22 protein-coding genes and 1 tRNA gene are annotated in these 19498 nt (G+C 52.0%); 10 read left to right on the top strand and 13 right to left on the bottom strand.

Annotated features, from left to right (window positions below):
• The coding region (locus tag Q1A53_RS10545) for a hypothetical protein (RefSeq protein ID WP_299966060.1) at positions 1-537 on the bottom strand (537 nt) is incomplete at its 3' end.
• Between the two features lie 16 nt (positions 538-553).
• A complete protein-coding gene (locus Q1A53_RS10540) occupies positions 554-988 on the bottom strand; it encodes a hypothetical protein (RefSeq protein WP_299966058.1) in 435 nt (144 codons plus the stop codon).
• Positions 989-1051: 63 nt separating this feature from the next.
• Here Q1A53_RS10540 and Q1A53_RS10535 point away from each other — a divergent pair, with 63 nt between their 5' ends.
• The gene (locus tag Q1A53_RS10535) at positions 1052-1360 is read left to right on the top strand and encodes a hypothetical protein (protein WP_299966056.1); all 309 of its coding nucleotides are present in this window, start codon (positions 1052-1054) and stop codon (positions 1358-1360) included.
• On the opposite strand, the gene Q1A53_RS10530 is transcribed toward Q1A53_RS10535, so the two are convergent.
• From Q1A53_RS10530 to Q1A53_RS10505, 6 genes are all read right to left on the bottom strand, one after another.
• Positions 1339-3372, bottom strand: a complete 2034-nt coding sequence (locus tag Q1A53_RS10530) for a type IV secretory system conjugative DNA transfer family protein (RefSeq protein ID WP_299966053.1) — start codon at positions 3370-3372, stop codon at positions 1339-1341. The two genes, Q1A53_RS10535 and Q1A53_RS10530, sit on opposite strands and share 22 nt — an antisense overlap.
• A 68-nt stretch (positions 3373-3440) precedes the next feature.
• On the bottom strand, positions 3441-3584 hold the full coding sequence (locus tag Q1A53_RS10525) for a hypothetical protein (protein WP_299966050.1): 144 nt from the start codon (positions 3582-3584) through the stop codon (positions 3441-3443).
• Between the two features lie 106 nt (positions 3585-3690).
• A complete protein-coding gene (locus Q1A53_RS10520) occupies positions 3691-4335 on the bottom strand; it encodes a hypothetical protein (protein ID WP_299966048.1) in 645 nt (214 codons plus the stop codon).
• Positions 4332-5357, bottom strand: a complete 1026-nt coding sequence (locus tag Q1A53_RS10515; RefSeq protein WP_299966045.1) for an ROK family protein — start codon at positions 5355-5357, stop codon at positions 4332-4334. Before Q1A53_RS10515 ends, Q1A53_RS10520 begins: the two co-directional genes overlap by 4 nt.
• Positions 5358-6077: 720 nt before the next feature.
• Entirely contained in the window at positions 6078-8522 is a 2445-nt protein-coding gene (locus Q1A53_RS10510; protein ID WP_299966042.1) for a DEAD/DEAH box helicase, read from the bottom strand.
• Positions 8515-9315 (bottom strand): Hachiman antiphage defense system protein HamA, encoded by an 801-nt coding sequence (locus Q1A53_RS10505; protein ID WP_299966039.1) that lies wholly within the window; start codon positions 9313-9315, stop codon positions 8515-8517. The genes Q1A53_RS10510 and Q1A53_RS10505 overlap by 8 nt, the downstream gene beginning before the upstream one ends.
• Positions 9316-9628: 313 nt before the next feature.
• Between Q1A53_RS10505 and Q1A53_RS10500 the strand changes: the two genes are divergently transcribed.
• Genes Q1A53_RS10500 through Q1A53_RS10490 form a run of 4 tightly spaced genes read left to right on the top strand, consistent with a single transcriptional unit; the run spans position 9629 to position 11865 of the window.
• Positions 9629-10600, top strand: coding sequence for a DNA cytosine methyltransferase (locus Q1A53_RS10500; RefSeq protein WP_299966036.1), 972 nt, complete (start codon positions 9629-9631; stop codon positions 10598-10600).
• Complete coding sequence (locus Q1A53_RS10495; RefSeq protein WP_299966034.1) at positions 10600-11445, top strand: NgoMIV family type II restriction endonuclease; 846 nt, start codon at positions 10600-10602, stop codon at positions 11443-11445. The genes Q1A53_RS10500 and Q1A53_RS10495 overlap by 1 nt, the downstream gene beginning before the upstream one ends.
• A 2-nt stretch (positions 11446-11447) precedes the next feature.
• Positions 11448-11600 (top strand): hypothetical protein, encoded by a 153-nt coding sequence (locus tag Q1A53_RS23410; RefSeq protein WP_366872586.1) that lies wholly within the window; start codon positions 11448-11450, stop codon positions 11598-11600.
• Positions 11578-11865 (top strand): very short patch repair endonuclease, encoded by a 288-nt coding sequence (locus tag Q1A53_RS10490; RefSeq protein WP_366872584.1) that lies wholly within the window; start codon positions 11578-11580, stop codon positions 11863-11865. The genes Q1A53_RS23410 and Q1A53_RS10490 overlap by 23 nt, the downstream gene beginning before the upstream one ends.
• Positions 11866-11871: 6 nt before the next feature.
• On the opposite strand, the gene Q1A53_RS10485 is transcribed toward Q1A53_RS10490, so the two are convergent.
• Entirely contained in the window at positions 11872-12306 is a 435-nt protein-coding gene (locus tag Q1A53_RS10485) for a hypothetical protein (protein WP_299966032.1), read from the bottom strand.
• Positions 12307-12365: 59 nt separating this feature from the next.
• On the opposite strand from Q1A53_RS10485, the gene Q1A53_RS10480 reads away from it, so the two are divergent.
• The 4 genes from Q1A53_RS10480 to Q1A53_RS10465 all read left to right on the top strand — a co-directional run bounded on the left by Q1A53_RS10480 (position 12366) and on the right by Q1A53_RS10465 (position 15713).
• Positions 12366-12509: a hypothetical protein gene (locus tag Q1A53_RS10480; RefSeq protein WP_299966030.1), complete on the top strand. Its 144-nt coding sequence runs from the start codon at positions 12366-12368 to the stop codon at positions 12507-12509.
• Between the two features lie 251 nt (positions 12510-12760).
• Positions 12761-13672, top strand: coding sequence for a zincin-like metallopeptidase domain-containing protein (locus Q1A53_RS10475; protein WP_299966028.1), 912 nt, complete (start codon positions 12761-12763; stop codon positions 13670-13672).
• A gap of 34 nt (positions 13673-13706) precedes the next feature.
• The gene (locus Q1A53_RS10470) at positions 13707-13967 is read left to right on the top strand and encodes a hypothetical protein (protein ID WP_299966025.1); all 261 of its coding nucleotides are present in this window, start codon (positions 13707-13709) and stop codon (positions 13965-13967) included.
• Between the two features lie 807 nt (positions 13968-14774).
• A complete protein-coding gene (locus Q1A53_RS10465) occupies positions 14775-15713 on the top strand; it encodes a hypothetical protein (RefSeq protein ID WP_299966023.1) in 939 nt (312 codons plus the stop codon).
• Between the two features lie 52 nt (positions 15714-15765).
• On the opposite strand, the gene Q1A53_RS10460 is transcribed toward Q1A53_RS10465, so the two are convergent.
• The 3 genes from Q1A53_RS10460 to Q1A53_RS10450 form a co-directional block, all read right to left on the bottom strand.
• Positions 15766-15945 carry a hypothetical protein gene (locus tag Q1A53_RS10460; RefSeq protein WP_299966022.1) on the bottom strand — a complete coding sequence of 60 codons (180 nt, stop codon included), beginning with the start codon at positions 15943-15945 and terminating at the stop codon, positions 15766-15768.
• A 172-nt stretch (positions 15946-16117) separates the two neighbouring features.
• Positions 16118-17413 (bottom strand): relaxase/mobilization nuclease domain-containing protein, encoded by a 1296-nt coding sequence (locus tag Q1A53_RS10455; RefSeq protein WP_299966020.1) that lies wholly within the window; start codon positions 17411-17413, stop codon positions 16118-16120.
• Positions 17410-17844: a hypothetical protein gene (locus Q1A53_RS10450; RefSeq protein WP_299966018.1), complete on the bottom strand. Its 435-nt coding sequence runs from the start codon at positions 17842-17844 to the stop codon at positions 17410-17412. Before Q1A53_RS10450 ends, Q1A53_RS10455 begins: the two co-directional genes overlap by 4 nt.
• Positions 17845-18547: 703 nt before the next feature.
• Here Q1A53_RS10450 and Q1A53_RS10445 point away from each other — a divergent pair.
• Positions 18548-19120: a DUF6680 family protein gene (locus Q1A53_RS10445; RefSeq protein ID WP_299966016.1), complete on the top strand. Its 573-nt coding sequence runs from the start codon at positions 18548-18550 to the stop codon at positions 19118-19120.
• Positions 19121-19349: 229 nt separating this feature from the next.
• Here Q1A53_RS10445 and Q1A53_RS10440 read toward each other — a convergent pair.
• Positions 19350-19439 (bottom strand) — tRNA-Ser (locus Q1A53_RS10440).
• Between the last annotated feature and the right edge of the window lie 59 nt (positions 19440-19498).

The following is a 19498-nucleotide window of genomic DNA, read 5'->3' as shown; positions in this document are numbered from 1 at the left end:
TTTGGTCGCTTGTTTGCCATGGTATTCCTCCGTTTTCCTAAACATAGCGGAGGACCACTCCAGTGGGGGAGGATCACAAGAACAAGTTCGTAACAGTTGCGATGCATCGGCACGAAGGTGGCTGAAATCCGGAACTGAATTAAGGGCGGCGCGCAGGGCGTCCGCCTGCCGCTTCAGCGAAGTCAATTCACCTGCACCAATTGCTTGAGCCGGAACTCCAAGTGCGCCCATCAGATCACTTAGCCCACTCTTGCGATTAAGCTGTTGCATCTGTTCAACGGCTGCGATCTGTCGATCAAATCTCTGAAGTTCGTTGCGGACGCGATTGCGGTTTTCTGAATCTTCCCGTTGCGCCTCGGAAACCGCTGCCTCCTGTTCTTCAGACAGCATTGCAGTACAACGAGGTGTCACGGTCGTCGCGAAGTGCGCTTCCATTGCCCTGGGGGCGAGTACGCCGTAGCACAAGGCAAAGTGCAGCGTTCCTGCCGCCATCAATCCGATAGCGCCATCCGGCAGGTCTCTCAAAGTTGCCAACATATTAGTGGTCTCCTATCTATCGCTTGTTTTTTCGGGTTCTCTGGATTGAGCGCACCATCCGGTGTTCTATTTTTTCTATCCGCCTGATGCGCTCATCGCAGCGGGATTTGACGTTCGATGCGGCTTGTTCCGCGATTGCTCTTTGCCTGCTAACCGCTTGATTGCTGTCGCGGTTTGGTGGCTTTGGTCCTTCGCGGCGAGATGCAGTCAACTGCTCAGGGTTTTCACGAGACAAACGGCGACTTTCTCTCGCCGTCCAAATTGGCTTCATCTTTTGAAAATGCTCACGAGCCTTTTCGCGAACTTCCGCAGACCGTTTTTCCGCCGCTGCAATTTCGGTTGCGTTCAAGCGAGCACTGAAACTTTGAAAATCGTTCGGGCGGGCGCTGCGCGCAAAACGATCCAGCGTTTTGCGGCTGAGATCGGGGCGAAAGCGATCATCATCGCTCATCCTAAAACTCCACTTTTCTGGCGAAATTTGCTTTTTTGCAGTGAATTCTGAGATGCTCAGTGCATGGCGAATTCGAACGACAATCGAACTTTCACTGATGTGTTTCCACGGAAGCACCGAAGATTTGCTGACCGCTCGCTCTACGCGACGTGCGAGGGCTTGAAGAAAGCTGGAATCTCGCAAGATATGATCGTGCAGGCATTGTTCGACTATGCGATTGCCGAAGCGACTGGAGGGCCGGAAGTCGTGTTTGAAGAGTCGCAGTCCTTCCTGTGGCGCATGCATATGATGAAAGACAAGATTGACGCCCTCGTGCGTGAACTCGAAGAAGCGTGGGGCAATGGCGATGTTCACGACAATTCGTCCGAATGAGGTGGAATCCAAGCAATGCCGGGACAACCTCGGTTGGAGCCAACAATCTCCAAACCTGCTATGCCTAGGTATCCGCACCGCCAGTATCCAGCAGACTGAGGGGACTGCATCCACCCGATATGCGGCGTTCCCTTTAGCAGCGCGAAGGCGACAAACGCTGAAACCAGTGGAACCCAGAGGAATTTCTGCGGCCTCAACCACCGTACTCTGATGGTCGCGTCCTTGCCGCGATTAACCTTTGATGCTCTTGCTAGGCGTTCATTGAAGTCGGGGACAACCGGCGAAGCCAATGCATTTGCATCGCGACTGTAGTTGATGGTGAGCTTGGATGCTTTCGATTTCTGGTGTAGCTCATGTGGGTTTTCGCCAAGGGCGTCTTTGATTGGATTGATCTCGTACCAAGGCACGGTCTGGAGCTTCACTGGACACATGCCTGGGATCATCAGAATTGCCTGATCGCGGCTTAGGGACATAAGTTCTTCAGGCGGAAGCAACCGTCTCCCTGTTTCACTAACGTTTTTGCTGGGCTCAGGTTCGCCTGAAAAGCCGAAGCTTTCAGTCTTTACCGTGTGGTCTCCAACCCGCTCTGAGATTTCTTTCGCGGTTTTTAGGTCGTTGACTGAGAAGTAAAGTTGCGCGCAGTTTGCCTTGAGGCTTTCAGCGCGTGCTTCGCCGTAAACGCGTTTTAGGCTTGCCCAGCTTTGGTAGGCAGCAACCAAGCGAATTCCAAAGGAACGAATAAACTCAATTTCGGTGGCAATAGGGCGGATCGGCAAGGCCGTGAACTCATCAGCAACCATTACCACCTCACGTCCTTTAGAGGCGCGTTTGAGCGAAATTAACCGCGCAGTGTTTGTCAGTTCATAGGCTTTCGCAAACACGTCAAGCTGATCTGCGGGCATAATGTCGAATACGACCATCGGCGGAAGGGATTTATTGCGCGCATCAGCAATATCGTATGAGTGGTTGGCTCCGTATTGACCGAGAGATGAGCTTGGTTTGAAAGGTGAAAGTGCATTCGCCGCGCCAGTACGACCGCCCTCCAAATGTTCAGGGTTGTCGCGATCTTTCTGGAGCAGCGATCGAGCCATTGTTGCAAGATCGCCGTGCAGCGCATCTGAGTCCTTTGCTTCAAACAGCAAATGCTCAAACGCGTCAGGATCAGTCAGATGTTTCCAGAGTTGCGCGGGATAGCAGCGACTTGGACGAAGGACAGCCAACCCCAACAGAACAGTTTGCAAAACTTGCTGATCGATTTGCGTGAAGAACTTGGCTTTGCCATCGCTGGCGTCAGGTACAATTACCTTTGCTAAAGCTTCGGCTATAGGAAACGCTTCATGGGACCGTTGTTGATCTGCGACGGCTTCCACAAGCGTTTGGAATGGATTCGAGTCTTGGTGAGGTATTCCATCTTTGAAGGATGGGTTATTGATTACAACGCGAAACCCCAGATCGCGTAGATAACCCCCAAGCATGTGAACAAGCTCCGGTTTGCTATCGGCAACAAACGCGCTGCGCCCTGTCATAAGTGTTTGGATGATCGTCATGACCAAAATGCGGCTTGTCTTACCGCTACCCTGCATCGCTTCAATCAGGATATTCCCATTTGGCAGCAAAGTAGGAAGACTGTCTGCTAACCCTAAGAAGGCAAGTCCAGAAAGATCGTGTAGACCTGCATTCTGCCGTTCTTGAACAGATGCGAAGTCAGCCTTACCAAATGTTCCAGAAGTCTTTGATGCATTAGAGAGTGTTTGACGGATTTTGTAGTCCAGAAAGAGACCTTTGGCCGCTCGTCCGACGCCACCTAATGCAATAAAGCCTGTCGCAAACGGCAACACAAAATCAAGAAGCGAAGAAGAGGTGGTCGGCCAAAGTGCGTAAGACCAAACAGCGGCGACGCTGGAATGCAGCATCCAACGGTTAACTGATCTCGGGTTTTTCTTGCTCTGTCGCATGTTGGGCCTCAAGGCAAAACTGCTCGGATAGCCGCCTCTTTCGGGCAGCTTTTCCAACGAACTGGCTGATTTTGGATACTGTTTGTCGCAGAAGCCGCCTGAACGGCTTCTGCGATTTTGGAGCGCTACTTTTTGCTACCGGCGTTTGTCCCGTTCGCAATGGCGACACGCTCATCGAAGTTTTGTGAAGTTGGTGCCGGACGACCCTGCTGGGCTGCCTGCTGTGCTTTGTCATAGGCTTGCTGTGTGCTCACATCATTCTCCTTCAAGATGCAGTTTTCAAGAATCAGCTCGCGCTGATGCCATACAACTTAATCTTGAGGTGCCTCATGTCAACTAAATTGAGTTGCCCTAGTCAACTGATGCCACATGACATTAATCGTTCTTCACACCTTGTCGTGCTTGGGCTGCACGGTTTTGAGCTCTAATGCGCTCCAAAGCCTCCACAGGATCATCTCGTGATACTCTTGGCTCAGAAGGTAGCTCTTCGATAGCTTTGTCTGGGTTTCTGGAAACCAGTTTCGAGTAAGCTTGGTATAGCGGCTTGTCCAATTTCCTTATGTGTGCACGTGTTAAGCCAGCCCCAATCCATTCTCCATAGTAGTTTGAAATAAAGTCAGCCGCATTCATTCCTGATTTTCGTCCTTCCCAGACCTTTGGCGGAACAAGCGGGAGACCATCAGAATAAGTCTTCAGAAAGGCTTCGAGTAGATCAGGTTTTTGCATAGCGATTGACTGTGCAATTTCTCTTTTCTTCGCTTCATCAGCATTGGTAAAACAGAATCTTAAAAATTCTAACTCATCAAAATCTTGCGGCACTTGGCGCTTTGGCGAAGGCTTTGATTTAACCCCCCCTATATCTCCTTTGAATACTATACCATTTTGGTTGCCCTCAGGCAAAACTTCGGCACTTCCCGAAAGTCGATTCTGCCACTCTGCATTGTTCGCTTCAACTTCAGCTCGTGTTTTAGCTGGTAGAGAACGGGGGGTGGTATTTTGTTTGGTTTTGCTCTCATTCATACCGCATAGAACCTATCTTGGGTACGCCATGCCTCAGTAGACGCGGAGTAGAGTGTCCCGAAGTGCTGCGCCGATTGATCTGACAAATCCAAAAAATCTTCGTTGAGCAGCTCGTCATAGGCAAAATAGCTGGCCTTGCCTTTTATGAAAAGGTTCTTTGCCGAAGTCCTGATGAGTTCCAGGCATTCCGGGTTCTGCCACATCAGTGATCCCCCTATCACAATCGAGCTGGGGGAGAGCACGCAGGTCACTGTCTGCGCCAGCCGCGCAACGTATTGGGACAGTTGGTACATCTGTTGGCGCGTCATAGTGCCATCGCTCGATACATTGAGAGCGTCGGTCGAGGCCAGACCATGGAGACAGTCGTGCCCGTGATGCTGACAGGTGCTTATCCGGCTATCGTTTCTTGGCATGCCAACTGAGATATGACCCATTTCTGAATGAAGGTGGCCACTCCAAACTTGGCCACCAGCACAAATTCCTCCACCCACACCTCTACCAAACAGGAGTGCCACGACAGTCTTCGTCCGAGGGTCGCCATCCGAAAACGGAACTCGTTTAGCTTGCATCCGGCGCACAAACTCGCCGAGCGCTACGGCGCTTGCGTCATGCACGATGCTTGTCTTCTGGCTAAAAGCATACCCGAAGTATGTCGTTACATAGTCTCCCAGATCGGCTCCTCCGACTGCAAATCTTGTATCTTCGTGCGTCACTTTCTCAATCGACGCGCGTGCGTTTCCTTCTGAGTCAGTCTGAACTGCTTTTCGGTACGGTCCATGTGTACTGATTGAAAGATGGCTTATAGAAGCCTGATAATTCTCAAAAAAACTGAATGCCTTAGAGAAGATGTTATCGAGCATTGTGCTTTGTGAATTGCCGTTACGCGTACGAGCAGGCTCAAATGAAAACTTGATACCGTCAACTACGTGGACACAAGGTATTCGCTCCATTTGCTTGATCTCCTTTCCCACAAGACACCAAACGCTATCGCGCTTGATGGAGAGGCCAGCGATCAAATCCATAGAAGCATTCCTTCGGTGTCTTGGCCGCCATTCGATCCAAAAAGCTCAACCAGCACAAGCCCTTACACAGTCACTGCCGCAAGATGTGTTTTGTAGTACAAAACCATCTTGGCAAGGGGGCCGCTGCGCACCCCCGTTGCATCCCCCAGGCCGTGGCTCTTTCAGGGCGTTGAACCCGTTTCAGAGCCAGTAGACCGTATCGCCGATCAACCACTCGCGGGAGACTTCGCTCTCCCTGTACCCATCGACTTGGCGGGCGTTCCTGCCCCCAAGACCCCAGACCATGCCATGGAGGCCACTTCATGGAGACCAACCCTGCGCAGTTTGGAAGCCGCCATCTTGCCGAAGATGGATCACTCTCAGGGGCCTTTCGCCACCCCCGAACCCAGCTCGTCGGACTTGGAGAACTACCTCTCCACCGACACCGAACCATGCACAATCGACCGACCGATTGATCCGCGATCAGGGGAACGTTCCTGCTACCCCCGATACCCCCATGAGGACTTCATCGAGACCAACCCTGCGCGGTTTGGATGCCGCCATCTTGTCGAGGATAGATCACGACCAGGGGCCTGTCGTTGCCCCCTGAACCCAATCCTCAGACCTGGAGAATTGTCCGCACTACCGATACCGAACTATGTACGTCCCACATGTCAGCCTAAGTGCTCTGAACGACAGAAACTCGGAGAATAATGCAGTAAGAATCCTAAGGCTCCTAGATTAGAATTCATGCGTCAGGCCAAGATGCATCCCAGCCTCAAACACAAGGATTTCATTCTCGCCGCTTTCCCGCATCCGGTCAATCAACTCAGGGCGAAACTCTACAACCCCTTCATCCGGTTGAACATCAACAAACTCTGAATAATTATCGATGAGCTTCCCAGCAAGAATCGAGTTCACTCCGAGATTCATTAGTCTGATCTTGTCCTGATTGGTCGTTCCGTACTTGATCTGCAGGTATAAATCTTCATCAAGCTTCCCGAGATCGTGCAGAAGCTCAACGTATTTGAGCAAGTGATTATCAACGAAATCCTGCTCCTCCTTAATACGCACTATCGCCAGATTCACTTGTTCGGCATGCGTCTTCTCGCTGATGACAACCCAGCTCTGGCGATAAGAGCCTTCCCTGGCGATTTCACCCCACTTCCCGACATACACTTCATCGCTGCCCATCCCCTCCCAATAGCGAAGGAAATTCCTGATCATTTCCGCGTAGGACGCGCCTTTGATCTTCCAGTCAATCAGCATGGCGTAGAAGGTCTGGGCGTTTTCCTCCTTCAAACGGCGAAGAATATCAAAGGCCGAACCGCCCTTGAGAAACGGCATAAATGCACCAGCAATCAACGCCATGACCTCATTTGAGTTTTGAAGCGGCTCAGTAAGACCATCAAGTGCAACCTGGATTTCCACCTCATGCTGTAGAACCTCTATCTCAGAGATGTTGTTCAGAAAGCATGCGCGTCCTACTGGCGTGACGGCGCGGGCGACGTCCAACCCCGTTGTACCCGGAAGGACGTTCTCAAGAAATTCATCGGCCTCACGCTTACGCTCTTCCGTGTCGTCATCTTCGATCAACCGCTCTTCCAGCAATACGTTATCGATCTCATCTTGAAGCTTCAGATCAACTTGTGTGACGGTCTTGATGAATTTTTTAAGATTAGCTTGGCTATCCAGATAGGCATTGTTTCCAACTAGGTATATTTCCGGTTCAAGCATCCTGAGGTTTCCAGTCTCGCCGCTGAATATTTCATTGAATCTGCATACTCGGCCCACGAGATTTCGGAACTCAGATTTCGAAAGGTTTCTCGGTCCCTTCTTGTTTTCCAGGATGAACATCTTTTCCGCCGGGATATTTACGCCTTCAAGCAAAGTTGAGTTGCACACGATATGGCGGATTTCCGGGATTTCGGTGTAGGCGCGTTCAATGTAAAGTTTAACAATATCCGGCACTGAACCATGGTGGTAAAGGATGCCTTTGCGCAAACCCTCAACGAGCAAATATTCACTATGAAGAAAATCTGAAATGCTCTCACAAACTCGCGTGACACTTTCGCTTTCAACAATGTCATTTTGCGGCAGAAAAGCACGCATGAACTGCTCGATCTTTTTGGGCAAGTTGAAGAAGAGAATGTTCTTCTTAGCGGCCCGCTGCAAAATTAACTCAATCTCGTCATCAAAGGCAACGTCGCTGCACTGTGCAAACCTGTCAAAATATTGATCATAAAGTTGGACGGTTTCTCCCTCCCGGCAATCAACAACGTAGAACCGCTCAGTCTTTAGGCCTTCCTTGACCTTGTAGTCTTCTGGCTCAATTTCAGCATATCGAAGCTGCAAGTTCTTTTGGTCAACTAGAAATGGCGTCAGGTACTTGAAACGCGCCGCCGGATTTCGCCTTTTTTGCAGGATGATCACCTTGGCCAATAGCAAAGCACGCGAGTCGTCACCAAGCAGGTTGTGCGCTTCATCGACAAAGACAAAGTCAAAATTGACATCTGGATGCTTGATGAAAAATCTAAGCAACCGCTCTTGGGTCAGGACCGCCAGAAATTTGCGTTCACCACCCTGAAACATCTCGGCGTGAGTAATGATTTGGCGGTTGTCGCCAGCGACTCGCTTTCTCAGCAAGCGTTGCTTGGTCTGGGCCAGCAAAGCTTTGGTTGGCACCAAGATGCAGATATTGCTCTGGAGGTTTTGATTGCAAAACCCGGAAATCAGTTCGGATTTCCCGTAGGACGTAGGGGCCGTGACCGTCACGTCCGTAAGGTGATGCTCGAAAAAAAAGTTCCCCAAATCCAGCTGCTGTTGAGTGAAGACCGCGCCATCGACCTCGAACAACTCCAGAAGTGATGAAAAGTATTCCGGGAAGAAATGGGAAGGCTCGCCCTCCGCAGCCATCCCCGATTGCACACTGTTAACAATCGGCATGAAACCACGGCCAATCGCAACGTCGTATAGCGGAATGTAGTCACCCGTGAGATTTGCATACATCACAACGATCCGGTATCCCAACGCGGCGACATCCGGGTTATCATTGTTCAGGAACAGGACAGCCGCTGCGAGAAGCGTTTCCGCTTGTGCTCGACTCAATTCATTGCGAGTTAACAGCGTCTGATAAAGCTCAAAGAAATCAGTATTTCTGAGCGTTCTGAGCGGCGCTTTAGCCATCGTCAACCTCGCTCCGCAGGAAATCTACGACGCTTTGGATGGTGTCCTTTTGCAGCGCAATTGACATCAAATCCCGGAACTCGCTCATGTCCTTTTGTGTGGTATGTCTTCCTTCAAATTCAGCCCCGGTAGCGAACGCCTGATCTCCGGAAAAACACACGGCCACCAGTACAGCATTATGGTCAGTACTCATTGATTCACCTGCAACGGCCTTTTCGTTGTAACTCTCAAGCAGTGTCTCGATTTGTGACTTAAGCCCTGAGCTTTGAATGACCAAGCTGGCTCCGTTCACTGCATTTTGCCAAAGCGTGTTTCTTTCGCTATTCAGTGCGGTTTTCAGCCCGTTCTTTGCAAGGGACAGAAGACTGCCCAGCTTGTTGATGCACGTTTCCACACCGCACTCCCCAGACTTCACTTCAACAAACCAGATTTCGCTAGTACCTTTGTGATGCAAAACGAGGTCGAAGCCCTTTTTTATCGAGTCCTCTTCCATATTAAAGAACGGCGACGCCGCACGAAACTCGTCCTCGTAATGCAGGAAAAGTACATGAGTTAGCAGTTCACCGATCATCCCCTTTTGTGTATCGGCGGATTTGGTGTCGAATTTCTCAAAGAAAGCCGTTAAGGTTTTCTTGTACGAATAGATAACCGATGCTCTCGAAGCCTTGGCTGCGCCATGGCAAATCTCGGACAGACGCGCCCGGATAACATCTTTCAATTCGTTTGAAATATCTTCAATGGTGAAACATAATGAGCCCGTTTCACTCTTTTCTAATTCAACTCCTTCCAGCATACCCTCCTTGTAATCCCTTCAATTAACGAATTTCAGCCCCGCGAACCAACTGATCCTTCGGCAACGTCCTCACGTTAGAGTCCCCACATGTATCTGTACTTGCAACCAAAAAGATAACTGATGACATCGCACCAGCTCCGTTTGGCCAGTACACGGGCGATGCCCCAGGACTTGCTGCACCACGTGCAGCGTTATTGATCTGTTAGCCACGATGTGAGAACATATGCGGAACAGAAAGCTGTGGAGAACCCATATCTAGTCTCTTCCATGGCTTACCCTACAAGGTTATGATGAACAAAAAAAGGGGCAGTAGATGCAGTCGAATCTCACGTCAGTTGAACTTTGTGCAGGTGCCGGTGGGCAGGCTCTAGGCATGGAGCGCGCAGGTTATAGCCATCAAGCGCTGGTCGAGATCGACAACCATTGCCGCAACACCTTGATGCTCAACCGTCCCTCGTGGAACGTGGTGGATGGCGAGCAGGCTGACCTCTCAAACTTTGATGGGCGTCCCTATAGAGGCGTAGACGTTTTGGCAGGCGGACTGCCTTGCCCGCCGTTCTCTGTTGCTGGTAAACAGCTAGGCCATGCCGACGAGCGCAATCTTTTCCCTGATGCCCTACGACTTGTTGATGAAATCAGACCCCAAGCCGTAATGATCGAGAACGTACGTGGCTTTCTTGATGCGGTGTTTTCAGACTATCGACAAAAGCTCAAGGGCCAACTGCGCAAACTCGGTTATGAGACCGACTGGCATCTCTTCAATGCTTCTGATTTTGGCGTCCCTCAGCTTCGCCCGCGTGTTGTGATCGTCGCCATTAGGAAGGAATTGTCCGAAAACTTTTCCTGGCCAGTTTCATCCAGCTCTTCGCCCGCATCTGTGGGCGAAACCTTGCATGATCTTATGTCTGAAAACGGTTGGCGCGGGGCCACTCGCTGGATGAAGCAAGCCGATGATATTGCCCCAACCATCGTCGGCGGTTCCAAGAAGCACGGCGGCCCCGATCTCGGTCCGACACGAGCAAAGCGGGCGTGGGCGACGCTTGGCGTTGATGGCATGGGTATTGCGAATGAGGCTCCCGCGCGGGATTTTGTCGGCATGCCCCGGTTGACGGTGCGTATGGTCGCACGTCTGCAAGGCTTCACTGACGACTGGCAGTTTTCCGGGAAGAAGACCCCGGCATACCGGCAAGTCGGCAACGCCTTTCCCCCGCCGGTGGCGGAGGCCGTTGCGCTCAAAATACGTGAAGCCATTTCAACGCGCAAATCGATACAGGTTGTGGCCTGATGAGCGAGGCATGGCTCACAAAAGCACGGCGTGAGTTCCATGCGACTCTTTTAAGCGGCATCCTGACCAAGAGCGCCTCCGGCGTTCCCAGCAATGCCGACAAAGCCTCCAAACCCAGCCGCGAAATCGCAGGTTCAATCCTCGATCAACTCGGTCCAGCAACAACTGCAGACAAGCTCCCCGGCCAAACCGCCGGAGCGGACTTTGAAGGTGTCTGCGCCAGTTTTGTGCGTGTATGTTTTGAGAGGATGCATCATCTGCGCCCTGGCACTTTTACGGTGAACAAGGGCGGCGGCATTGCCATGTTTGATCAATACGCCCATCTTGACGATCTGGAAGCTATTGCCAAAGCCAATCGCGAGATTGCTACCGCCATAGGCTCGGACTATCTCATCAAGCCCGATATTGTCGTCACTCGCGCTCCTGAGGCCGATGAGACAATTAATGCTCAAGGCGCTCTGGTCGACACCGACACCGCCCGGCTTTCAAGCTTGCGCGCGATCAACCAGCCCCTTGAAATTCTGCACGCCTCGATCAGCTGCAAATGGACCTTGCGCAGTGACAGGGCGCAGAACGCGCGCTCCGAAGGCCTCAATCTGGTCCGCAACCGTAAAGGACGGCTACCGCATATTGCTGTGATCACCGGCGAGCCGACACCGGGGCGCGTCGCGTCCTTGGCGCTGGGAACCGGTGACATAGATTGCGTCTATCATTTTGCACTCTATGAGTTACGAAATGCGCTTGTCGATCAGGAGCGCGACGAGACGCTCGAACTTCTCGACACGATGGTCGAAGGCAAACGCCTCAGAGATATATCGGACTTGCCACTCGATCTCGTCACCTAGCGATGACTGACAAGCTCACGCCCCAGCACCGCAGCTGGAATATGAGCCGTATCCAGGCAAAAGACACGAAGCCGGAGATGGTTGTACGGCGGCTCGTGCACGCCATGGGCTTATCGGTATCGGCTTCACCGCATGGACCTGCCAGGCAAACCTGATCTTGTCTTCGGGCCCAAAAAGAAAGCCATCTTTGTCCATGGGTGCTTTTGGCATCAGCACTGCGATCCGGCCTGCAAAATTGCGCGGCTGCCAAAGTCCCGGCAAGAGTATTGGAAACCCAAACTCCAGCGCAATGTAGCACGCGACCTGGAACATCAGCGGTCCTTAAAAGGGAGCGGCTGGCATGTCCTGACAATCTGGGAATGCCAGACAAAGGACGTAGAAGCCCTTGCTGGCCGAATTCAGAAATTTCTTAACGGTTAAACGCTTCTACAATACCTTGGCCCGGTGCTTTTTCAGGCGCATTGCCGCAGCAGATACATCTTTGACTAAATCCCTGCCTTGTGTCGCCAGCAAATACGCCTTCTTATCAATCTCGGTCTGAGTCAGTGTGCCTTCTGCCATCGCATGCATGAGATCATTGCGCTCATTGCTCCAGGCTGAGATTCTTGTTTCTGGGAAGTTTTCGGCAAGGAGCCTGTCTGTGCGTGCACGGCTCCTCAACTCCCTGAGTTTTGGACCCAGCATTTTGATTGCTGTTTGCGATCCATTCACGCCAATTCCGCCGCTCTGCCGCAACATCGAAACAAGCCTGTCTTCGAGTATGGCGTAGGCGTACCAGGACGCTTCAAGACAGAAATTCTTCGAAATTGCATCGTTCATTCGGTCGTGAAACCCTTCAAAAAGCGCTCTCTTCGAATTCATGGCTCGTTCCTCTCAACTCTCTTTTTATCAAATTGACACAACATAATTCTCTCAAAACCATGACCGTCCTGCAAGCTCTCGGCGACAAGACCACTTCGGAGGCGAAGGTATCATCATTGCAATTGGCCCCCTTCGGGCCGGGCTATCGTCAACCGAGCCTGTTGTCTCGGCCCTTCGGCTTCCATCCCTTGCGTGTGATCTGATGCCAGCCCGGGTGGGCTGTCTCTTTCTCTCTTCTTGTTGGGGGTCCGCGACCCCGTCCTCCGTCAAGACCAAGCCCTTCGTTTGATCTTCGGGCGCATCCAGCGGTCTCCCCGTCCTTCCGCATCTTCGATTTGTGCAGGGCGGGTGATCCCCCTCCGCTGGTTGCGGTCTTGACGGTCTCCCCCCGCTCATTGGCGCGGGCCTAGTCCGGTTGCATGCGCAACCGACTATCCGAGAAAGGAAAAAATCAATGAAACAAGATATTTATCAAAAAGTGACCGACAAAATTGTTGCCGATCTGGAACAAGGCGAGTTGACTTGGCTCAAGCCTTGGTCAGCCGGAAACCTTGACGGGCGGATTGTCAAACCGCTGCGTCATAACGGCATCGCCTACAGCGGCATTAACATCCTTATGCTCTGGGGCGCAGCGTTAGAAGCGGGGTTTGTTTCGCCCTACTGGATGACCTTCAAACAGGCCAAAGAACTTGGCGCACACGTCAAGAAAGGCGAGCGCGGCAATCCCGTGGTCTATGCCAACACCATCACCAAGACCGAAGAACAAGACGATGGCAGCGAGGAAGAGCGGAAAATCCCGTTCATGAAGGCCTACACGGTGTTCAACGTCGAGCAGATCGAAGGGCTCCCAGAGTACTACTACGCAAAGCCCGAGCCCGTGATCGAGGAAACGCAGCGCATCGCGCATGCGGACGTGTTCTTTGCGGCCAGCGGCGCGGATGTCCGGCACGGCGGAAACCGCGCTTTCTATTCAGGCGGTAGTGATCATGTGCAGATGCCGCCTTTTGAGTGCTTCCACATCCCCGAGAGCTACTACGCGACCCTTGCTCATGAGTTGACGCATTGGACGAAACACCCCAAGCGCTTGGACCGAGAATTCGGGCGCAAGAAATGGGGCGACGAAGGCTATGCCCGTGAAGAGCTTGTTGCCGAGCTGGGCGCGGCGTTCTTGTGCGCTGATCTGGGGCTCACCCCCGCGGCTGGCACCGATCATGCGGCCTATATCCAGAGCTGGCTTAAAGCTTTGAAAGATGACAAGCGCGCGATCTTTTCCGCAGCCGCGCATGCGCAGAAGGCGGCCGATTTCCTGCACAGCTTCCAAGCCACCCCCGAAACCCAAGAACAAAAAGAAGGAGTCGCCGCGTAAAGCGGCGGCTCCCCGCAGAGGGGAGGATAGAAGCATGGAACAGCACACAATCACATGGCGGCACGTCGAAATTGAAATCACCTACACGCCCGAGAAATTCGGGATGGTCGATCACATCGAACTGCGCACCAAGAACAAGGCAGCGCTGCCTGTGACCGAGACGGGCTATCGCTCCCACTTCGTGGATAAGGGCAGTGTTGCCGCACATGGCGGTGCGGTCGCCTTTGTCACCGCATGGCTTGATCATGAAGCTGAGCGTTCGAACTGGAGCAATGACCAGCTGAGTTTGTTTTGAGGGAGGGGAAAATTTTCGGCTGGCCATTCGGCCAGCCGACGAAGTTGTGGATGGATCATGATACTCGCGTTCAGATCGTTGATCCACTGAAAGCAACGAACTACGCTGATGCTATTCCAGAGGCAGCATGTGAATGACGATGAGAATTTCAGGACAGAACCACTATGTTGAGTTGAACGAACGTGGGTTTTTTAGGTTCTCTTTCCCTGACATCACAGATGGCAGGAGCTTGATGGCTCAAATCTCTCGGGAATTCCAATGCGACGTCTTCTCGAAGTGGCACTCATTATCGCCTCTAAAGGAAGACTCGGCCTCTCCCGTTTCCTACAGTGGCATCTACGGTCTTTCAGATTTCCCAATGCATACCGACATGGCGAATTGGAAGTTGCCCCCTCGTTATTTGGCGCTTTGGGCCGAGACTGGGTCACCAGATGTATCAACGCCAATTCTTGACTGTCGCGAAATTTTTGACGTTTCTGAACGCAAGGTTTTGGCGCGCGCGCTAGTCAAGCCACGTCGGCCTGTTAAAGGGCGCTTACCAATAATGAGGCTAATCGAGAATTCTGGCGAGACAGACTACTTCTTTCGATGGGACGCCGTTTTTCTCAAACCTGCTAGTCCTGCAGGGGAGGATGGGGTGAATCTTATATCGTCAAAACTTGAACGCACACGGCCCAATGACCTATGCCTCTCACGGCCTGGTGATGGTGTAATTATTGATAATTGGCGAATGCTTCACGGTAGATCATCCGTCAGGGAGAAAGATATGAAGAGAAGGCTTCGAAGAGCATATTTCGGGAGTGCACAATGACAGAATCTAAAACAGATTCTTGGGACTCCGACGCGCTTCTCGCGAAGGCCCAGCAATATGCCGAAGTAATGAACGGATTTTCGAAAGATGACTGGCAATATGGATTATGGTCAAGCTTATGTCTTGAGCTCCTGGCACGTGCAGCTCTAGCAAAGGTTAGTCCTACGCTCCTGGCTGATCTTGGAAACTGGCACAATATCTACTATTCGCTAGGGAAGATACCAAACGCAAAAAAATTTGTGCCCAAATCAGTGGGAATATCAGAGGTCATCAGACGGCAAAGCGAAATAGACTCACACTTTGATACAGAACTTAAGGATTTCTGTTTACTTCATGTCGAGCGTAGGAATGCAGAATTGCATTCTAGTGAACCTGCTTTTGATGGACTAAAGCCATCAGCATGGCTTCCAACATTCTTTAGAGCATGTAATGTACTGTTGGATTCACTTTCGGTTTTGCCGGAGGAATTCTGGGGAGCAGATGAGGCAAAGCTCGCCCAAGAAATGATAGACGCCGCGAAAGATGAAACAGCAAAGGCGGTCCTCAAACTTGTAGCAGCACACAACACTACTTGGAATGGGAAAGACGAGACTGAGCAAAAGACGTTGCTCGCTCAGGCAGAAGTCTGGGCTACTCGCCAAGCGGGCCATCGAGTGGCTTGCCCCGCATGCGGGACTACGGCACTAGTCAATGGCGACCCTGTATCTGCGCCTCAGCAATCTATGGGTGAAGATTTGATAGTTGAAAAGCAGGACTATCTTCCATCGAAATTTGAGTGCATAGCATGTGGCCTAAAGATTGCGGGGTTGTCGCATCTCAGTGCAGCTGGCGTCGGTGACATATATGTTCAGACTTCTCACTACACGCCGTCAGAGTTTTATGAATTGGAAGATCCCATGGATTATTGGGAAGATGACAATAATGAACCCATATAGTGTTGCTTAAGGGCAAAAAGTGCGGCTGGCCGATTGGCCAGCCGCTAAGCGCCTACGGCGCTAGAGAGCGCTTGGAAAGCTCGTTCTCGACAACTCGCATCGTTGCGAGAGCAGCTCGCAAAGCTCGCTGGTTATGCTTTTGCGAAGCGATAACATCGAAAGCCTCTCGACGCGTGCGGTGCAATTGAGCACTGCTGAGAGCAGCCGCTTCAAAGCGTGAAATGAGTTTCATCTTATCCTCCTAAGTTTTTAGGAGGCCCCGAACCGCTCAGGGCCTTTCGGCCCCGTCCACATCATTATTGGCCATTGATGGCCCTGAGGTGGTTCCGGCGGATTTCTGGAAACTGTGGGTAAGATGACGTGTCACGATGCTTAAGGCGGCTGCTTAGCAGGTCGGCGCAGGCTCAAAGATCGAGATTTCGGCGATGGCGGCGGCTTCTCCGCTTGCGCATTTGTTCGTCGCGGTCACGTTTGTGCTGATCGCGCTCCTGTTCGAATATCTGATAGTTGGCAACATCTTTGCGCAAGTCCATGAGGTCTTGGCTGGCATGGTCTCGCTGTTGTTTGATGTCCTGTTGTAGGGCATGGCGTTCATCGAGTTGAGCCCATGCCAGCGCATCGCGCTCTTCGCGATCACGCTGCCACGCGAGAAGGGTTTCACGTTCGTTAAGCGCTTTGATTTTCTTGAAGTCACCTGTCAAACGATGCCAGATGCCGGATAGGCCACGCGGCAATCGCGCAGCTCTTTCCTTACTTTCAGCGTCCCAACGTGCGTCCTGTCGTGCCTTCAGGGTCTCTCGCTCAGTTCTGTGTTGAGTGACCATCTCGGCCCGCCGCTTTTCGACCATCTCAAGACGGCGGGCAGCGTCCCGCTCTGCATCCTGGATAAAGGCTTCGAGTTTCGGCGTGATCGCATTTGCGATCTGAGTGCGAACTTCAGCTACGAGAGAAAGCGCGTCGCGATTACCCAGCCGTCCTTCAAGCTCCTTGCTCTTCACGCCCCCATAGCGGGAGAGGGAATAAACCTCGCCGCGATAATCGAGTGCGACGACACCGCGCCGATCTCCCTTCGCCAGCCAGAAGCCACGTTCTTTCAACGCCTGTTCAAACGACGCGCGATTATCGGATGCCTGCCAGCATTGCTGAAGTGCTGATTTGATCTCGCGCGGATCAACACCGACACGCTTCGATTGTTGCCACTCTTCGCGGGTGAAGGAGAGCGGATTACGAAAGCGTTTGTCTTGTAGGCCCCGTGGCATCTCCCAATCATGCTCAAGGAAGAGCTCTCGGGATACATCCCGCAGCTTGGTCTTGTAGTGGGGCATATTGATTGCCCGCATGCGTTCGATATCGATGCGCGACCAGACAACATGTGCATGCCGTCTGCCATCTTTTTCGTGAAAGACGATGGCGCGGGGTTGTTGCTCCAAGCCAAGTTTCTTTGCGATCCGCTCAGCGGCTTTCTCGAAATCTTCGATTGAGACCTTGGCCCCGTCAGGCGGGTTGAGGCTCATCGAGAAGAGATGGTTTTTGCAGCGCGTTCCTCGGGCGATGGCATCGGCCTCATGAAACGCTTCGAGCAGGTCATCACTGGCGAAGCCAGAAACCTCGTGCAGAGCCACATGATCGTTGTCGCGCATCGACAAAAGATATCGAGCCAGTTGGGGCGCATCGCCGCGTTCTTTCGCTTTCAAGATCATGGATGCGGCTCCGACATCTTCCCCAAGGCGCGCATCAGATCGGAGCGAAGGGCCTTTACTTCCGCACATGCTTCTTGCAGTTCTTCTTCTGTCTCCGGTGTCACGGGCAGCGTGCCCAGATGCACGGCCTTCGCCAGTTGGTTCAGGTTCGAGGAGAGACGAGAGGCTCCCAAAGCGCCAAGAACGCGCGCCAAAGCTTCCGCATGCACAATGGGGCTGTTTCCTGGCTTCTTGCGCGGTGCAGCATCCTCGCCAAATAAGCGTTCTCTAATGTACGCAGCCAAAGATTGACGACCACGCAGCGCATCAAGGTGGGCGCGTTCTTCAAAAGTGAAGCGGATCGAGAATGGCGGCGGGTATTTTGAGCCTTGATCCTTGCTCTCAACTCGCCTTTCGGCTATCTTATTGAAATTAAGGTCTAAAGTGTTCATCAAAACACCTCAGACTTTCGCTATCGAGTGCAGAAAACTGGCGTTCCCAAGCTTCTAATTCTTCAAAGAGGGAGTTCCAACTTTCTCTCTCCAGCAGCACCATATTGTTTCTCACCCCTGCAAATGCCTAAATAGTTGAATGAGAACGGGGAAACCGAAGTTCCACGAACCGGGGTCGGGCGCACCCAATCAGCGCTCGACATGCGACCATCGCAAGCTTGTCAAAACATCCGTAAATAGTTCTGCAACAGTGCAGAACCGTCGTCCCGTCAGGAGCGGCTTTCGTTGTTGTGGCTCATAACAACATCTTGAGTGGTTCATATTTGGTTCCCACATGATATAGTAGAATATAGCGTAGCTGGGAAAGAAGCATGCAAGGATTTTACGCGGTTTAATACACTGGTCTAGCAAGCTTCGGCCATGCCGTTCTGGCAATCAATGACGGTATAGTAACCGGTGCAGATGCAACTGTTGGCGTCTATGGCGGAAGCTATACGCTCGGAGACAAAGATGAAGTTGAGATTTACGTCACTCTAACAGTTCCGGCTAGCGCGACGCTCGTAACAGGACAATCGCTCTCTGAGGACTTTAGTCAAACAATTCCAGCAAAGCTTTGTTCTGGATTTGCCGACGGTCAACCCATCCCTGTTCAAACTCCAATGGGACCAGTCAATGCCATCTTCAAGAAGCTGCGGGGCATACCATGACTGATGGAGTAACTATCTTAGGTGTCGCGACTGCTGGCGCGGCAGTCATTGGCCCTGCCGTTGCGGTTTGGATCACAAGAATGTCCCATGATCGGAAGGAAGTTCGCGCCCGGCGAATGGATATCTTCCGAACTTTGATGCGAACAAGAAAAATGCCCATTCACTTCGATCATGTTGGTGCATTAAATTTGATTGAAATTGAGTTTGTGAATGATCACGAGGTTATTTCTACCTGGAAGAATTACCTGAGAAACCTTGGCGAAAGGTTGCCGCCCGATGCGGACAAAGATGATGAAATCACATTCTCCAAAACCAGAGAGAATTTGCTCACGAAGTTGACCTACGAAATCTCGAAGGTGTTGAAGTTCAAAGTAGAACAGCTTGATATTCTTGAAGGTAATTACATTCCTCAAGGTTGGAATGATGACGATTGGGAGCAGAAGTTGGTCCGCAAGGCGTTAATTGACGTGTTGAGCGGCCGTCGTCCAATACTTTTCCAGCCATTGAATCCAAGCGTTAACAATGGCCCTTATCCGCCCGCCCCTAGAAGGCCCAGGTCAAATGACTAAGCTTGGGCATCACCATCGGTGCTAATATATCGAAGCAACCGCAAGACATCTGTTTGTAGGTCAGTAGCAGAAGATCAAAGCCCGGTATTTTCTCAATAAAATGAAGGCTAAGTGGCGGGGCGCAAGGGACATAGTTCAAACCTTGGGCGCTCTCGTTGCATCTGCGAAGCAACTGCCGCTCAGGTCTTCGATCTGAAGGGAACTAGCGTTTCTGTTCCAGAAAAGCCTGTGGCGGAGAGACAGGGATTCGAACCCTGGGTGGGCTTGCACCCACAACGGTTTTCGAGACCGCCCCGTTCGACCACTCCGGCACCTCTCCTGCGTGGGCGGTCTAAGGCTTTCGCGTTGGCATCGCAAGCGAATTTCTCGACCTCCGGT

The sequence above is a fragment of the uncultured Roseobacter sp. genome, from assembly GCF_947496515.1.
GTDB lineage: Bacteria > Pseudomonadota > Alphaproteobacteria > Rhodobacterales > Rhodobacteraceae > Roseobacter.
The sequence above is the reverse complement of the archived record's forward strand: the minus strand, read 5'-3'. Positions and strand labels throughout refer to the sequence as shown.

Coding starts and splice junctions, on each gene's coding strand:
- Q1A53_RS10515 (WP_299966045.1), bottom strand. CDS start 5,357: ATGGATTTGATCGCTGGCCTCTCCATCAAGCGCGATAGCGTTTGGTGT.
- Q1A53_RS10475 (WP_299966028.1), top strand. CDS start 12,761: ATGAAACAAGATATTTATCAAAAAGTGACCGACAAAATTGTTGCCGAT.
- Q1A53_RS10535 (WP_299966056.1), top strand. CDS start 1,052: ATGGCGAATTCGAACGACAATCGAACTTTCACTGATGTGTTTCCACGG.
- Q1A53_RS23410 (WP_366872586.1), top strand. CDS start 11,448: ATGACTGACAAGCTCACGCCCCAGCACCGCAGCTGGAATATGAGCCGT.
- Q1A53_RS10490 (WP_366872584.1), top strand. CDS start 11,578: ATGGACCTGCCAGGCAAACCTGATCTTGTCTTCGGGCCCAAAAAGAAA.
- Q1A53_RS10450 (WP_299966018.1), bottom strand. CDS start 17,844: ATGAACACTTTAGACCTTAATTTCAATAAGATAGCCGAAAGGCGAGTT.
- Q1A53_RS10460 (WP_299966022.1), bottom strand. CDS start 15,945: ATGAAACTCATTTCACGCTTTGAAGCGGCTGCTCTCAGCAGTGCTCAA.
- Q1A53_RS10520 (WP_299966048.1), bottom strand. CDS start 4,335: ATGAATGAGAGCAAAACCAAACAAAATACCACCCCCCGTTCTCTACCA.
- Q1A53_RS10465 (WP_299966023.1), top strand. CDS start 14,775: ATGACAGAATCTAAAACAGATTCTTGGGACTCCGACGCGCTTCTCGCG.
- Q1A53_RS10470 (WP_299966025.1), top strand. CDS start 13,707: ATGGAACAGCACACAATCACATGGCGGCACGTCGAAATTGAAATCACC.
- Q1A53_RS10485 (WP_299966032.1), bottom strand. CDS start 12,306: ATGAATTCGAAGAGAGCGCTTTTTGAAGGGTTTCACGACCGAATGAAC.
- Q1A53_RS10495 (WP_299966034.1), top strand. CDS start 10,600: ATGAGCGAGGCATGGCTCACAAAAGCACGGCGTGAGTTCCATGCGACT.
- Q1A53_RS10540 (WP_299966058.1), bottom strand. CDS start 988: ATGAGCGATGATGATCGCTTTCGCCCCGATCTCAGCCGCAAAACGCTG.
- Q1A53_RS10455 (WP_299966020.1), bottom strand. CDS start 17,413: ATGATCTTGAAAGCGAAAGAACGCGGCGATGCGCCCCAACTGGCTCGA.
- Q1A53_RS10510 (WP_299966042.1), bottom strand. CDS start 8,522: ATGGCTAAAGCGCCGCTCAGAACGCTCAGAAATACTGATTTCTTTGAG.
- Q1A53_RS10505 (WP_299966039.1), bottom strand. CDS start 9,315: ATGCTGGAAGGAGTTGAATTAGAAAAGAGTGAAACGGGCTCATTATGT.
- Q1A53_RS10445 (WP_299966016.1), top strand. CDS start 18,548: ATGACTGATGGAGTAACTATCTTAGGTGTCGCGACTGCTGGCGCGGCA.
- Q1A53_RS10480 (WP_299966030.1), top strand. CDS start 12,366: ATGACCGTCCTGCAAGCTCTCGGCGACAAGACCACTTCGGAGGCGAAG.
- Q1A53_RS10500 (WP_299966036.1), top strand. CDS start 9,629: ATGCAGTCGAATCTCACGTCAGTTGAACTTTGTGCAGGTGCCGGTGGG.